Source organism: Nitratidesulfovibrio sp. D1 (assembly GCF_051133415.1).
GTDB lineage: Bacteria > Desulfobacterota > Desulfovibrionia > Desulfovibrionales > Desulfovibrionaceae > Cupidesulfovibrio.
The window spans coordinates 179722-194534 of sequence record NZ_JBPGNZ010000006.1 but is presented as its reverse complement, the minus strand read 5'-3'; the positions used below and the strand labels follow the sequence as shown (position 1 = coordinate 194534).

Annotated in this window: 10 protein-coding genes; 5 read left to right on the top strand and 5 right to left on the bottom strand. The window is 69.7% G+C overall.

Going from position 1 to position 14813, the window contains the following annotated elements:
* Positions 1-6 precede the first annotated feature (6 nt).
* Positions 7-471, top strand: coding sequence for a Cys-tRNA(Pro) deacylase (gene ybaK / locus ACR4XJ_RS13800; RefSeq protein ID WP_434755740.1), 465 nt, complete (start codon positions 7-9; stop codon positions 469-471).
* Positions 472-883: 412 nt separating this feature from the next.
* Here ybaK and ACR4XJ_RS13795 read toward each other — a convergent pair whose 3' ends face one another.
* The 3 genes from ACR4XJ_RS13795 to ACR4XJ_RS13785 form a co-directional block, all read right to left on the bottom strand.
* Positions 884-3280, bottom strand: a complete 2397-nt coding sequence (locus ACR4XJ_RS13795) for a heavy metal translocating P-type ATPase (protein WP_434755739.1) — start codon at positions 3278-3280, stop codon at positions 884-886.
* Positions 3281-3616: 336 nt separating this feature from the next.
* Positions 3617-4939 carry a hypothetical protein gene (locus ACR4XJ_RS13790; RefSeq protein WP_434755738.1) on the bottom strand — a complete coding sequence of 441 codons (1323 nt, stop codon included), beginning with the start codon at positions 4937-4939 and terminating at the stop codon, positions 3617-3619.
* Between the two features lie 185 nt (positions 4940-5124).
* Positions 5125-6021: a M48 family metallopeptidase gene (locus tag ACR4XJ_RS13785; RefSeq protein WP_434755737.1), complete on the bottom strand. Its 897-nt coding sequence runs from the start codon at positions 6019-6021 to the stop codon at positions 5125-5127.
* Between the two features lie 226 nt (positions 6022-6247).
* On the opposite strand from ACR4XJ_RS13785, the gene topA reads away from it, so the two are divergent.
* The 4 genes from topA (at position 6248) to ACR4XJ_RS13765 (ending at position 12183) form a co-directional block, all read left to right on the top strand.
* Complete coding sequence (topA, locus tag ACR4XJ_RS13780; protein ID WP_434755736.1) at positions 6248-8527, top strand: type I DNA topoisomerase; 2280 nt, start codon at positions 6248-6250, stop codon at positions 8525-8527.
* A 421-nt stretch (positions 8528-8948) separates the two neighbouring features.
* Positions 8949-10478 (top strand): pesticin C-terminus-like muramidase, encoded by a 1530-nt coding sequence (locus tag ACR4XJ_RS13775; RefSeq protein ID WP_434755735.1) that lies wholly within the window; start codon positions 8949-8951, stop codon positions 10476-10478.
* A gap of 74 nt (positions 10479-10552) precedes the next feature.
* Positions 10553-11329: a hypothetical protein gene (locus ACR4XJ_RS13770; RefSeq protein WP_434755734.1), complete on the top strand. Its 777-nt coding sequence runs from the start codon at positions 10553-10555 to the stop codon at positions 11327-11329.
* Positions 11326-12183, top strand: coding sequence for a hypothetical protein (locus ACR4XJ_RS13765; protein WP_434755733.1), 858 nt, complete (start codon positions 11326-11328; stop codon positions 12181-12183). Before ACR4XJ_RS13770 ends, ACR4XJ_RS13765 begins: the two co-directional genes overlap by 4 nt.
* A gap of 129 nt (positions 12184-12312) precedes the next feature.
* On the opposite strand, the gene ACR4XJ_RS13760 is transcribed toward ACR4XJ_RS13765, so the two are convergent.
* Together ACR4XJ_RS13760 and ACR4XJ_RS13755 are read right to left on the bottom strand one after the other, a co-directional pair.
* Positions 12313-13509 (bottom strand): hypothetical protein, encoded by a 1197-nt coding sequence (locus tag ACR4XJ_RS13760; RefSeq protein WP_434755732.1) that lies wholly within the window; start codon positions 13507-13509, stop codon positions 12313-12315.
* Positions 13510-13598: 89 nt separating this feature from the next.
* Positions 13599-14699 carry a glycosyltransferase gene (locus ACR4XJ_RS13755; RefSeq protein ID WP_434755731.1) on the bottom strand — a complete coding sequence of 367 codons (1101 nt, stop codon included), beginning with the start codon at positions 14697-14699 and terminating at the stop codon, positions 13599-13601.
* Positions 14700-14813: the final 114 nt, after the last annotated feature.

Below are 14813 nucleotides of genomic sequence, written 5' to 3'. Positions count from 1 at the left end.
GAAGCCATGACCCCGGCCATCGACCGCGCCAAAAAGGCCGGAATCGCCTACACCATCCACGAATACGCGCACGACCCGGCGGCGGAATCCTACGGCCGCGAGGCGGCGGACAAGCTGGGCGTGGACCCGGCCCGCGTGTTCAAGACCCTGGTGGTGGCCGCCGGAGACGCCTTGGTGGTGGCCGTGGTGCCCGTGCTGCACCAGCTGGACCTGAAGCGGCTGGCCCGCGTGGCGGGGGCCAAGAAGGCCGCCATGGCCGACGTGGCCGTGGCCGAGCGCGTCACCGGCTACGTGGTGGGCGGCGTGAGCCCGCTGGGCCAGAAGAAGCGCCTGCCCACGGTCATCGACGCCTCGGCGCAGGGGTACCCCACCATCTACGTCAGCGCGGGCCGCCGGGGCGTGGAGATAGAACTTTCGCCCGCCGACCTGGCCGCGCTGACCGGGGCTGCCTTCGCTGACGTGGCGGCCTGAACCGCCCTTCCCCGCCATACTGCCCGCAACGGAAACGCAACGCGGGGCGGTCATCCGCCCCGCATTCTGGTTATTAACAACGGCTGCTTTTTGGACGCCTCCGGCGGCCAAGGACGGCAGCCGTTAGGCGAGCTTGCGAGCCTTACGGATGGCGATCGCAACGCGGCCGAGCCCCTTGGAACCCCGTATTTTGTGCTTCCATAATGTGCAGGAAACACAAATGAAAGTTTTGGGGGGAGCTTTAGCCGTTATGCGAGTCTTCGAGCATTACGGATAAAGACAGCAGAGCGGGGTACGGGGGAGGAGACCCTTTTCACGCTTTGCGGACGCCATCCGTACGGCTCGGGGCTCGCCTACGGCTGCCGCAAAAGGGTCCCTCCCCCGCAAGGCTTGAAACGTAAAACAACCACCCCTACGCCTTGGGGCGCAGCAGGCGCAGGCCGTTCATGATCACCAGGAACGAGCCGCCGATGTCGGCCACGATGGCCATCCACAGGCTGGCCACCTGGAACACCGCCAAGCCCAGGAACAGCGCCTTGAGGCCCAGGGCGAAGCCGATGTTCTGGCGGATGACGCCCAGGGTGCGGCGAGAATGACGCACCAGCCAGGGCAGCTTGCCCAGGTCGTCGGACATCAGGGTGATGTCGGCGGTCTCGATGGCCGCGTCGCTGCCGATGCCGCCCATGGCGATGCCCAGGTGCGCGGTGGCCAGCGCGGGCGCGTCGTTGACGCCGTCGCCCACCATGGCCACCCGCTCGCCCGCTTCCACCAGCGCGGCCACGGCGGCGGTCTTGTCGGCGGGCAGCAGGTCGGCCCGGATGTCGGCCTCGTCCACGCCGCAGGCGGCGGCCACGCGGGCGGCGCTGGCCGCGTTGTCGCCGGTCAGCATGACCACCCGGCGCAGCCCGGCGGCGCGCAGGCCGTCCAGCACGCTGCGGGCGTCGGGGCGCAGGTCGTCCTCCAGTTCCATGACGGCGGCAAGGCCCGCGTCGTTCCACAGCAGCACCGAGGACCCGGCCTCCGCGCCCTCGCCCTCTCCGCCCGCCCCGGCAGGCGGTTCCACCCCTCCGGCAGCACCGGACGGACCGTCCTGCGCGAAGAAGCGGCGGTTGCCGATGCGCCAGCGCGCACCGTCCACCACGCCTTCGGCCCCCAGGCCGGGCAGGGTGCGGTGGTCACCGGCGGTGGCGGCCGCATCCGGCCCGGCCCCGGTCACCTGCCGGGCGTGCTGCACGATGGCCCGGGCAAGGGGGTGGCTGCTGGGGGCTTCCAGCGCGGCGGCGATGCGCAATGCGGACGCCTCGTCCCGCACCTGCGGATGCCCGGCCACGGGCAGCACGCGGGCCACGCGCGGGCGGCCGTGGGTGAGGGTGCCGGTCTTGTCGAAGGCGATGGCGGTGAGGCTGGCGGGCAGTTCGAGGAACGAGCCGCCCTTGACCAGCACGCCGTTGCGGGCCGCGCTGGTCAGCCCGGCCACAATGGACACCGGCGTGGAGATGACCAGCGCGCACGGGCAGGCGATGACCAGCACCACCAGCGCCTCGTACACCCAGGCCGACCACGCCCCGCCGAAGAACAGCGGCGGCACCACGGCCACCAGCGCGGCCACGGCCAGCATGGCCGGGGTGTACACGGCGGCGAAGCGGTCCACCCACTGCACGGCGCGGGCGCGGCGCGACTGGGCCGCCTCCACCATGTGCAGGATACGCGCGAGGGTGGTGTCCGACGCGGCGCGGGTGGTCAGCACCTCCAGCACGCCGCCGCCGTTGATGGTGCCCGCGTACACCGGCTCTCCGGGCCGCTTGGGCACGGGCATGGATTCGCCGGTGATGGGCGACTGGTCGATGTCCGAACTGCCCGCCGCCACCGTGCCGTCCAGGGGCACGCGGTCGCCCGCGCGCACCAGGATGCGCGAGCCCACGGGCACGTTTTCCACGGCTGTTTCCACGGGGGTGCCGGGCAGGTCGTGGGGCAGCGACAACAGCAAGGCCCGCGAGGGCGAAATGTCCAGCAGCGCGGCAATGGCCGAGCGCGCCCGGTCCACGCTCCACGATTCCAGTTGGTTGGCCACGGCGAACAGGAAGGCCACCGAGGCCCCCTCGAAAAACTGGCCGATGGCCGCCGCGCCGACGACCGCCAGCAGCATGAGCAGGTTCATGTCCGGGCGCAGGGTGCGCACCGCGTGCACCGCGCGGGGCAGCACCCGCCAGGCGCCCGCCACCGCCGCCGCCAGCCACAGGGCCAGGGTGGCCGGATGGGGCACGCCCGTTTCGGAAAACACTTCCAGCAGCGACCCGGTGTGCGTCCATTCCACGCCGATGCCCGCCACAAGGGCCATGCCGCTCAACGCGCAGAGCAGCAGCGAGGACTGGCGCTGCCACAGTTCGGCCAGCCCGCGCGGCAGCAGGGACGCGAAGCCGCCCGATGCGCCGCCGGGCTCGGGCACGGCGCACGCGCCGCCGCAGCACGAGCATCCGGCCAGGGCCGGAAGCTGGGCGGGCCGGGGGGCGATGCCGTGGTCATGTTCGTGGTCATGCATGTGACCATGGGCCTGACCGGACGGCGGGGCCGGGCGCGGCACCGCGCCGCCGCGTCTGGCGGCCTCGGGCGCGGCGCGCATGCCGGTGCGGGCCACGGCGGCCACCACGTCGTCGGCATGCAGGTCCAGACCGGCCATATCCACGCGCATGCGGCGGGAGAGCACGTCGAATTCCAGCCGGTCGGGGCTGCCCACCAGCGGGGTCAGCGCGCGCCGCAGGATGTTCACCTCGCTGGCGCAGTCCATTTCCTCGATGCGAAAGGCGGTCATGGGCGAGTCTCCGTGGGAAAACGGCGGGGCGCGTTCCTGCGCCGCCCGGCCGTGGGTTCAGCCTGCACATATGAACACGTGTTCATATGTGCAGAGTATGCGGCAGGCTCCCCGGTGTCAACCGCCCGGCGAGGCCGGAGCGGCGGAAAACATGGCGACCCCCCCGCCCACAGGGCATGGAGACGCGGAAAACGCGGAAATCCCGGCCTGTTCCTGATGCGGACAAGCCGGGAAATGGTGCGGACATGGATGCGGAAACGACGACGCCGGGCGCGCCAAAAGACCGACGCGCCCGCCGGGCAATCCCTGTCGTCCGGCGAACCGGAAGGGGCGCGCCTACGCGCGGGTCTTGCCGTCGGTCATGGCCAGGGCCAGCTTCATCTCGCGGTCCAGGCGGTTCTGCACGGCGGCCTGCACCCGCTCGGACGAGGAGCCGAACTGGCCGGAGCGCACCGCGTACACCTCGCGGATGAGCTGCTTCTCGAAGTTGCGGCCCGCTTTGGCGGTGCCCGCCTGCACGGCGGCCCCTGCTTGCCCGTCAGTCTGAACCTCGGGCTGACCATTGGGCTGACCATTGGGCTGAGCCTCGGGCTGCCCGGCGATGTTGTCCAGCGCGCGGGCGAAGATGCGGGTGGCCCCTGCCGGGCCGTGCTGCACGGCGGTGCTCCACAGCACCTCGCGCAGCGCGGGCGACAGCGCCCCCTTGTCCAGCCCCGCCGCCCGGCTCACGGCCTGCAACGCGGGCGCGTAGTGGCTTTCATGGATGAACCGTTCCTGCAACGCCTCGAACCGGGCCGGGTCTTCCTGGGCGATTTCGCGCCACACCCGGGGCATTTCGCCGCCCTTGCCGCCCGTGTTGGCGGGTCCGGCCGCCTCCAGGCGCGAGGCGATGTCCGGCGCGGCCTGCCGCGCGAAGTCGAGGAAGCGGTCCATGGTCCCGGCCCGCGACGAAATCTGGTACTTGCCGTACGAGGTGCCGCCGTGCCGGTCGTAGCCGATGGCGGCGATGCCCTCCTCGCCCGACTCGAACTGCGCGGAAAGGCCGCCCAGGTCGTCACCGGATGCGCCTGCCGCGTCGCGGCGGCCGGATTTGTCCGGTCGCTCCCGCCGCGCGGCCTTGCCCGCGCCCGGCTGCCCGCCGCCGCGTCCCGGCCCGCCTGCGGCGGCGACCGTGGGCGCTCCGCGCCCCATGCCGCCGCCCATGGCCGAAGCCGCCATGTCCAGGTTGCCGGAAAGGGCCATCAGGTTGCGCGAGGTCATGGCCCCGCGCAGCGAATCGAGCCCGCCCGCGCCCCCTTCCATGACCTTGGCCAGGGTGGCCAGCGCCCGGGAATTGACGATGTCCATGGCCGCGCGCGAGGCGCGCTCGTCGGCGGCCAGGGCGCTTTCGGCGTCGCCGCCGGCTGCCGTCAGTCCGGGCAGCGCGGCCAGTTGCGGCGAGGAACCGGCCCCGCCGCCCGCGCCGCCGGTGAGGATGCCCGCAAGGGGCGATGTGCCCGCCCCCGCGCCGCCCTTGGCGAGCAGCGCGGCGAAACGCGGATCGGCGGCGGCCCGCTGGCCCGCCCTGGGGGCGGCTCCGGCGCGCCGGGCTCCTTCGGTGGGCCGCCCTTCGACCAGCGTTTGCAGGGCGTCCATGGACATGCTTTTACCGTAGGCCATGCGCAATCCTCCTCGCCGCCGTAAAAACGGAGTGGCGGCGGGAAGGGCAAAGCAAGGGGAATGCCAGCGTGTGCACTCTGCGTTGCATGACGGCAGGTTGCGGGTGGGGCGGATGACGCGGGACCGGGCGGGGCGGGGGCCGCGTCAAGCGGCCGACGGGCGGGACAGCGGCCGCCGGCGGCGGGCTACTTTCCGGCCGGGACCGCGCCGCCCGATACGCCGCCCGATGCGCCGCCGGACCCGGAGGTCTTGCCTCCCCCGTCGTCGCGCGGGCGGTAGTAGCGCAGGGCTTCGGGCAGCATGGCCTTCAGCGCGTCGATGCGCTTGGCCTCGGTGGGGTGGGTGGACGTGAAGTCCGACTTGCGGCCGCCGCCCGCCTGCTTGAGCATCTTCTGCCAGAAGGTGATGGCCGCGTGCGGGTCGTACCCGGCCTTGGCCATGAGCAGCAGGCCGATGTGGTCGGCCTCGTATTCCATCTCGCGGCTGTTGGGCAGCATGACGGCCATGTTCATGGCCCCGGCGTAGCTGTCGCCCACGGCCTGGGCCGCCTGCGACGAACCGCTGGCCGCGGCCACGCCCACCATGGTCGCCAACTGGCCCACCTGCACCATGCGCGCCCGGCTCATCTTCTCGTTGCTGTGCCGGGCCAGGGCGTGGGCCACCTCGTGCCCCATGACGGCGGCCAGTTCGGCGTCGGTGTCGGCGATGTCCAAGAGGCCAGTGTACACGGCCACCTTGCCGCCGGGCAGGCAGAAGGCGTTCACCACGTCCTTCTCTATGGTGTGGAATTCCCAGCGGTACTGGGGGCGCTCGGCCACGGCGGCGATGCGGCGGCCCACCCGCTCCACGCGGGCGGATTCGGGCGTGCCGGTGACCTCCTTCTCCTTCTTCAGCACCTGCTGCATGGCGGCAAGGCCCATTTTGGCCTCGTCCGCCTCGGAATACATGATCAACTGGCTGCGCCCGGTGTAGGGGGCCTTGGCGCATCCGGCCAGGCCCAGCAGCAGCGCGCACAGCACGAGGACCAGCAGCCGGGCCGCCCCGCGCGTGCGGCGCGCCGCCGCGCCCGCGACCCCGTTCATTGCGGTTCCGTTCATCGCATCACCATTGACCAACGATTGCATGTGGTTCCACCCCGTGGACCCGCCGTCCGCCGCCGCGGCGCCATGCCGCGCGGCTTGACGGAATCGTCGTTTGCCGTATTTTCCCCTACCTGACGGGGCCGAACGCGGCCTCCTTCCGGCGGGGCATCCGGCTCCCTGCCGGAAACGCGCCCCCAATAGCGTATTTTCCCGGAAAGGAACAGTCATGGGCAAGGACCTGATTATCGTCGAATCCCCCGCCAAGGTGAAGACCATCAAGAAATTTCTTGGCGGCAACTACGCCGTGCATGCCAGCGTGGGCCACGTGCGCGACCTGCCCACCAGCGAACTGGGCGTCGACGAGGCCAACGGCTTTGCCCCCCGCTACCAGGTCATCGACGGCAAGCAGAAGGTGGTGTCCGCCCTCAAGGAAGCCGCCGCCAAGGCCGACAACGTGTACCTGGCGCCCGACCCCGACCGCGAGGGAGAGGCCATCGCCTGGCACGTGGCGGAACTGATCCGTGACAAGAACACCAACATCCGGCGCATCCAGTTCAACGAGATCACCGCCCGCGCGGTGAAGGAAGCGCTGGAAAACCCGCGCGAACTGAACCGCAACCTGTTCGACGCCCAGCAGGCCCGCCGCGTGCTCGACCGGCTGGTGGGCTACAAGCTCTCGCCCCTGCTGTGGAAGAAGGTGAAGCGCGGCATCTCCGCCGGGCGCGTGCAGTCCGTGGCCCTGCGCCTGATCGTGGACCGCGAGAACGAGCGCCGCGCCTTCAACCCCGAGGAATACTGGCTGTTCCGCGCCCGCCTGGCCGGGGCCACCCCGCCCCCGTTCCGGGCCGACCTGCACAAGCTGCACGGCAAGAAGCCCGCCATCGGCAGCGCGGAAGACGCCGCCGCCGTGGAAGCGGCCATGCAGGGCCAGCCCTTCGTGGTCACCGGCATCGACGAAAAGGAACGCCAGCGCCAGCCACAGCCGCCGTTCATCACCTCCACGCTCCAGCAGTCCGCCAGCCAGCGGCTGGGGTATTCGGCCAAGCGCACCATGAACATCGCCCAGCGCCTGTACGAAGGCGTGGAACTGGGCGAGGCGGGCACCGTGGCCCTGATCACCTACATGCGTACCGACTCCGTGCGCATCGCGGACGAGGCGCGCGACGCGGCGCGCGAGTTCATCGCCGCCACCTGGGGGGGCGACCACCTGCCCGCCAAGGCCCGCCAGTTCAAGACCAAGGGCGGCGCGCAGGACGCGCACGAAGCCATCCGGCCCGTGGACGTGGGCGTGACGCCCGATTCCGTGCGCCACCTGCTGCCGCCGGACCAGTACCAGTTGTACCGGCTGGTGTGGCAGCGCTTCGTGGCCTCGCAGATGGCGGCGGCGCGCTTCCACGACACCACGGTGACCATCGCCTGTGGCCCCGTCGAGTGGCGCGCCAAGGGCGAACGGCTGTTGTTCCCCGGCTTTCTGGCCGCATCGCCCCAGAAGGACGCGGCGGCCGAAGGGGAAGAGACGGCCGGGGGCGACCTGCCCAAACTTTCCGTGGGCGAGGAACTGCAAGCCCTGTCCGTGGAAAAGGAACAGAAGTTCACCCAGCCCCCGGCGCGCTACACCGAAGCCTCGCTGGTGCGCGAACTGGAAGAGCGCGGCATCGGCCGCCCGTCCACCTACGCAGCCATCATCTCCACCCTGCTCGACCGCGACTACGCCCGGCTGGAGGAAAAGCACTTCGCCCCCACCGACCTTGGGGCCGTGGTCTGCGACCTGCTGACCGGCCACTTCACCACCCTGATGGACGTGGACTTCACCGCGCAGATGGAAGGTTCGCTGGACAAGGTGGCCGAAGGCGACCTGGACTGGGTGAAGCTGCTGGAAGACTTCACCGGCGGGTTCAACCCGGTGCTGGAACGCGCCGCCCAGGCCATGGACACCGTGAAAGGCGGCCTGCCCAGCGGCATAGACTGCGAACTGTGCGGCAAGCCCATGGTCATCAAGTTCGGCAAGGCGGGCACCTTCCTGGCCTGCTCCGGCTACCCGGCCTGCCGCAACACCAAGAACTTCACCCGCGACGAGAAGGGCAACATCCAGGTCGAGCAGAAGCTGCGCGAGGAACCGGAAAAGGTGGGCACCTGTCCGCAATGCGGCAGCGACCTGGTGCTGAAGAAGGCGCGCACCGGCAGCCGGTTCATCGCCTGCACCAAGTACCCGGACTGCACGTACACCGCGCCGTTCTCCACCGGCGTGCCCTGCCCGCGCGAAGGCTGCGACGGCGTGCTGGTGGAAAAAAGCTCCAAGCGCGGCAAGATCTTCTACTCGTGCAGCACCTACCCCAAGTGCGACTACGCCCTGTGGGACTGGCCCGTGCCCGGCCCCTGCCCGGACTGCCATTCGCCCCTGCTGGTGATCAAGAACACCCGCGCCCGGGGCCGACACATCGCCTGCCCGGAAAAGAACTGCAAGTACTCCCGCGACCTGGATGAGGACGGCGGCGGCGAGGAATAGCCCGCCGGTGCGATTTCGGGAAGGAGCGGGGCGCTGCCCCGCGCCCCCTTGACCCCTTTATGGGGCAAGCCGTCCGAACATGCCGTCAGCCCAAGCCCCCGCCGCATTCCGTGGCGGGGGCTTTCGCGTTTCCGGGCAGGGTGGGGAAGGCGGACGGACGGACCGGGGGCGGACGGCGGACACATGTCATCATCACGTCACGAGCATGTCAGGCGCACGTTGGGCGCACGTCATGGCCACGCACCCTTCGGACGGCCTTCCCACCCCCTTCCCACCCCCTTGCGAGCCGCGCCACGAAAAAAACGTGCGCTATGCCTGCCGGTGCACAGGCGCGCGCCGCCGCCCGGATTGGCCGGGCGTACCCGCCGTCTCCCGGCCGGAGCGGACGTGCCGCGTTGACACCCACTAGAGGGGAATGCATATGTGGAACAACAGGTTGCAGGGCGGCGGCGAATCCTACGACGACAAGCGGAGCGGACTGTACCGGCAGGTTCGGGACACGTCGCGCCAGGCCATGGGCGCCACCACCATGCAGGAATGGTATCGCCTGTTCGATGGCGGGTTGCGCTCCATCCGGGGTTTCGAACACAAGGGCAGCAGGCTGCCGGACAACGAATCCGACGCGCTGCGGCAGGGCTTTCTACGCGACATGTTCGAGGAGGCCCGGCCAGACCGCTTCGACGATTTCTGGCGCTTTCCCCGGCAGGAAGGCGACAGCGGGCTGGAACTGGACGCCAGGCGGCTCGGCATGTCCGTGTACGGCAAACCGCTGGGACCGACGCTGGAAGGCCGCAACGCCCGCCCCGCGAACCCGGAGCCGCTCGACGACAGGTACGACGGTATCGCGGGGCGCGGGTCTGACATCCCCGGCTGGCCCGACGCGTCGAACCGGACGGGCGGAACGGAACCCCTCGACCCGGACAAGAAGGAAGGGCGCGAGCTTGCGGTCGTGCGCTGGAAGGACGGAAAGCCGCCCCGGCTGGAGGATAGTATCGAGCTGATGTCCGCCAACGGCACAGCGGACGGCGCGCCCGGCAACGCGCCTGCGGGGACGGGTGGCGGAGCCTCCGGCGGTGCGGGGGCTGCGGAACAACCGGGCAGGCCCACCCGGCCCGGCGCGAGCGGCGCGCAGGAAGGCCCCCTGCAACGCGCCGCGCGCACCTTTCTGGAAGGGGCTGGCCCCGGCCCGCTCACCGTCCCCGCTGCGCCGGAACAACCCCGGCCCGCCGCACCGGCTCCCGCGCCCACGGATGGCGGCAAAACGGCTTCACCCGGCGCGGCAGCGCCCGGCAAAATCCGGGGCACCCTGGCCGCGCCCGACAAGCCCGAAGATATCTACCGGGTAACGGCGGACACCCTGCACAAACTGGAGGGCAACGTCCTGCACGCCTACATCCCCGAGAAGGACGGCAAACCCATGGACAACAGCAGCGCCACCATCGGGGCGGGTATCGACCTGGGGCAGTGGAGAGCGGAAAAATTGCAGGAGATCGGTGTGCGTGACGACGTGGTCAAGGCTGTTAGCCCGCTGCTTGGCAAGAATGCCACGGAGGCAAGACAGGAAATGGAAAATCTTAAAAAAAAGGGACAGGCTGTTTCGCTCACCCCCGAGCAGGCCCGCCACCTCAACGAAAAGATGTTCGTCCATTTCAACGGGCAGGCGCGGCAGCAGTACAACAGCGCACCAGGCAACGTAGACGCCCAGGGCAAGACCATCCGCCGGTTCGAAGAACTGCCCAAGGAAATGCAGGCTGTCGTCACCTCCGTGCTCTATCAGCATGGCAGCACGAGCCAGTTCAAAAACTTCTGGGGATATTCCACAACGGGCGACTGGGACGGGGCCATCAAGGAACTGCGCAACTTCAGCCCCAAGCCGGACTACAAGTACCACCCCCGCCGCAACAAGGAGGCCGACCTCATGCAACAGGGCCTGGACAGGCTGCGCCAATGACGCGCCCCGCAATCTTCCAGCACAACATCTTCCGGGGGGCCACACGGCCCCCCCGTTCCCACCGCGTGCCGGCCATGCTGCTGGCTTTCGCCCTGTGGCTGGCCTGCCTTGGGGCATGGTTTCCGCTGCATGCCGAGCCGTTGCCCGCCATGCAGCGGATTCCAGTGGTGGCACCGGAACCGCATATTTTCAAAGGATTCGTGCAGGAAAATCTGCATTGGCTGCAACGCCCCGGCATCATCGATGCGCAAGGCGGTTACCCCATGGCCGACGCAATACCTGCCGGTGAGTATGCACCGCAGTCCTTTGCCCGCGAATTGTTTGAACGCGCCGACCTCACGGCCTTTCCGTCCATGATTCTTCCGACAGATGGCAAATCGACCTACAGCACATGGGGCGTTCGCTACCAGGCCGTAGAACCCTACACATTGTTCGTTGAAGACAAACCGTGGGATCAGAATCTTCAAATAGGTCTGACCATCCCCCTCATGGCCTCACTCGACTGGGACGGCAACGGAACACGCGACTGGCTCTTCGGGTGCCGCACCCTGCTGTACAAACAAAACGTGGATCTGGGTTCCTTCCTGTTGGTGCTCAACCCGCAACCGACCGGGCCGCTCGATGTCCGGCTCCTGCGTGTCACCTACTGGCCGTCCAACGATTCTTCAAAATACATCAACTATTTTGGCACCGCCGCGCGGGACTATCTGTTCACCATCATGCGGGACAAACTGCCGGCCATCTACCTCGGCTGGACCCCGCCCGCACGGGCCGAAGACCTGCCCTGGCGCGACGCGCCCGGCATGGAAGGCGTGGGCTACGTCGAGCACGTGGACGAGGGCAAAAAATGACGCGCCCCGCAATCTTCCAGCACAACATCTTCCGGGGGGCCGCACGGCCCCCCCGTTCCCACCGCGTGCCGCCCATGCTGCTGGCTTTCGCCCTGTGGCTGGCCTGCCTTGGGGCATGGTTTCCGGTGCATGCCGAACCGCTGCCCGCCATGCGGCGGGTGCCTGTGGTGGCTCCGGAGCCGGATATTTTCAGGGGGTTCGTGCGGGACAACCTGCAATGGCTGCAACGTCCCGGCATCGTCGATGCGCAAGGCCGTTATCCCATGGCCGACGCAATTCCTGCCGGGGAATACTCTCCGCTGTCCTTTGTCCGCGAACTGTACGAACGCGCCGACCTCACGGTCTTTCCGTCCGCATTTCTGCCTGTGGCGACGGGCAAGCCCACCTTTGCCGCCCTGGGCATTCGTTACGAGGCCGAAGAACCCGATGTCTTGCTCGTGGAGGACAAGCCATTGGGTCACAACCCGCAAGTTAGTCTGACCATCCCCCTCATGGCCTCGCTGGACTGGGACGGCAACGGCATCCGTGACTGGTTGTTCAGTTGCCGCATCCTGCTTCACAATCGCAATGTGGACCTCGGCTCCTTTCTGCTGGTGCTCAACCCGCAACCCACGGGACCGCTCGACATCCGGCTCCTGCGTGTCACCTACTGGCCGTCTGACGACTCCTCAAAATATACGACCTACTTCGGCACCGCCGCGCGGGACTACCTGTTCACCATCATGCGGGACAAACTGCCCGCCATCTATCCCGGCTGGACCCCGCCCGCGCGGGCCGAAGACCTGCCCTGGCGCGACGCCCCCGGCATGGAAGGCGTGGGCTACGTCGAGCACGTGGACGAGGGCAAAAAATGACCCGCGCATAACGAAACGGGGCGGCAGGTAGTGCGCCTCCGTCCCGTGAGCAGCATTGGTCAGGACCGGCCGGCAGGCCGCCCCCGCGTCTTCGCCATCATTCCCCCCCTCGTCGTCCCCTTGCCCCCCCTATTCCCCCTTGACGACGATGGACTCGCCCGTGGCCAACACCACCGAGCGCACTGTGGATTGCCCGGTCAACCGTTCCGCGTTCAGCAGGGGGACATCGTTCGGTTCCGCCTCGTCCAGGTCGATGACCCATGATTCGGCAAACGCCTCGCCGGGCCGCAACTGCGTGTTGCGCACCAGCTTCAGGGTGCGCAGCACCCGCCCGGCCTCGTCCCGCACCACGCAGTCCACCACCACCCGGCCCACGGTCTGGTCGCTCTGGTTGACCCCGGCCACCTGCACCACCAGCATCTTGAAGTTGCCGCCGCCGGACAGGGTGTCGGTGCCCACCAGGGTGCGGTCCAGACGCACCAGCCCGGCCAGCCGTTCGGCGATACGGGCGTCTTCCTCGGCGGCGGCGGCGCGCTCGCGGGCGCGGATGCGCTCCAGCGCGGCGGCATGCGCGGCCAGTTGGCCGTCCGGGTCCACCAGGCCGGACACCTTCCAGCCGCCCTTGCCGTCGGTCATCTCCACCCGCATCTCGAAGGTGGTTTCAAACGCCTCGTTCTTCACGGGCACCACCACCATGGCCTTGTCGCCCGTGCGTTCCGCCACGGCCGGAACAAACGCCCCCGCCTGCTCGCGGAAGTCGGGCGGCAGCAGGTCTTCGCGCTGGTGTTCGCCCGCCGCGCCCACGGGCAGGGCCAGCAGGGACTGACGCAGCATGTCGCGCAACTGCGCCGTTTCGCGCGCGTCCGGGGCGGACGCCCCCTGCACGCCGGAAGCCCGCAACTGCACCGCCAGCAACTGATCCACCACCTTGTCCACGTCCACGCGGCGCTCGAAGGCTGCCGCGTCGCCGTTGCGGAAGGCCAGCACCAGTTGTTCCACGGCATATTCCGGGCGGCTGGTCTTGTACCACCACCAGCCGCCGCCACCGGCGCTCCCCAGCACCACCAGCCCGGCCACCGCGAACAGCACGAGGCGCAGGGTGCGTTTGGACAAGCCCATCTTCCTGCCGGGCGCGGAACCGCCGCCGTCACCGGAGGGGCCTGCGGACGCCGGGGAAGCCGGGCCGGGCCGGGACGCGGACTTCGCCTTGGGCGACCCCGCAGGCGCGGACGCGCCGTCCAGCGATTCCGGGGCGGCGATAAGCAGATCGCCCCCGGCGGGCTTCTTCTTGCGGGAAAGGAACGACAGCTTGAACGGGAATCCCATGGATCTCTCCGGTTGCGGCATTGCGGGATTGCGGGATTACGAGGCCGGGAGACCCGGCGGGAAGCGGGGCCGCGCGGGGGCGGAACGGATCAGCCCAGCACCTCGCCCAGGCCGCCGCATACCGCCGCCAGTTCGTCGGCGCCCACGGCAAAGGACAGCGCGGCGGCAAGGTCGAAGGGGGGCGCGGCGGCAAGGTCGGTGGGCAGCGGGGCGTGCCCCAGTTCCGCCAGGTCGGCGCACAGGGCCGCGCACAGTTGCGGCCAGGGCGCCAGAAAGGCCGCCGCCGCATGGCGCAGGGTGGCGCGCGCGCCGTCCCCGCCCGTTTGCCCCGCTTGCCCCTCCGTTCGCGCGGACGCGTGGGCCACGGTGTCCAGCAGGGCGTGCAGGGCGTAGAGCAGGTCGAAATAGAGCAGGCGCGGGTCTGCCGCGCGCGAGCGCAGCATGCGTTCGCGCATGGAATACAGCACCACGTTCAGCACTTCGTCCAGCGGGCGGCCCTCGTCCAGGGCGGCCTTCATGTGGTGGCCCTGCCAGCGCCAGCCCCGGCGCACCATCTGCAACCGCCCGATGCGCCGCACCTCGAAGGCCTCCACCCCGTCCACGGCCCACAGCAGGTAGCCGTTCTCGCGCAGGCGGCGCGAAAGATAGGCGTCCTGGCCGTAGCGTTCCTCGTAGCCGGAAAAGCCGCCCACGGCCTCGAAGGCGTCGCGCCGGGCCAGCCACGCCCCGCCGGGCAGGAACGGCACGGAACCGGACGCCCCCCGGTTGAGGGTGTAGGTCAGTTCCAGGTAGCGCGAGAGCAGGTCGTCGCCGGTGCGGGGGCGGATGGCCGTGCCCGCCATGCCCACCCCGGGCCGGGCCGCGGCGGGCAGGCACACCGCCAGCCAGTGCGCGGGAAAGCGGATGTCCGCATCCACCGAAAGGATGAACCGGGTGGCGGCGCGGGCCGCCCCCAGCGCGCGGGCGTGGGTGTTGCCCCGGTTTTCCGGCACGCGCACCACCTCGATGGGGGGCAGGCGTTCGGCCACCTCTTCCGGCAGGTCGGGCGTGAACGGTTCCGCCGAGCCGTCGTCGATGACCACGATGGCGGAGGGCATGGCTGTCCACCCGGTGGCGGACGACAGCAGGCCCCGGACCAGTTCGTGGTCGTCGTAGGTGTAGGTGACCAGGGTGACGGAAACCGTGCGCATGGATGCCTCGTTCCGGAATCTCCGCGTGGCCGGGGTGGCGCGGGACCACCGGCGGCCGGTATTGCCGATGCCGCCCATGCCCCCGTGCCCCCGTGCCGTGGACAGGCCCGGCGC

Coding starts and splice junctions, on each gene's coding strand:
- ybaK (WP_434755740.1), top strand. CDS start 7: ATGACCCCGGCCATCGACCGCGCCAAAAAGGCCGGAATCGCCTACACC.
- ACR4XJ_RS13755 (WP_434755731.1), bottom strand. CDS start 14,699: ATGCGCACGGTTTCCGTCACCCTGGTCACCTACACCTACGACGACCAC.
- ACR4XJ_RS13760 (WP_434755732.1), bottom strand. CDS start 13,509: ATGGGATTCCCGTTCAAGCTGTCGTTCCTTTCCCGCAAGAAGAAGCCC.
- ACR4XJ_RS13765 (WP_434755733.1), top strand. CDS start 11,326: ATGACGCGCCCCGCAATCTTCCAGCACAACATCTTCCGGGGGGCCGCA.
- ACR4XJ_RS13785 (WP_434755737.1), bottom strand. CDS start 6,021: ATGAACGGGGTCGCGGGCGCGGCGGCGCGCCGCACGCGCGGGGCGGCC.
- ACR4XJ_RS13775 (WP_434755735.1), top strand. CDS start 8,949: ATGTGGAACAACAGGTTGCAGGGCGGCGGCGAATCCTACGACGACAAG.
- ACR4XJ_RS13795 (WP_434755739.1), bottom strand. CDS start 3,280: ATGACCGCCTTTCGCATCGAGGAAATGGACTGCGCCAGCGAGGTGAAC.
- ACR4XJ_RS13790 (WP_434755738.1), bottom strand. CDS start 4,939: ATGGCCTACGGTAAAAGCATGTCCATGGACGCCCTGCAAACGCTGGTC.
- ACR4XJ_RS13770 (WP_434755734.1), top strand. CDS start 10,553: ATGCTGCTGGCTTTCGCCCTGTGGCTGGCCTGCCTTGGGGCATGGTTT.
- topA (WP_434755736.1), top strand. CDS start 6,248: ATGGGCAAGGACCTGATTATCGTCGAATCCCCCGCCAAGGTGAAGACC.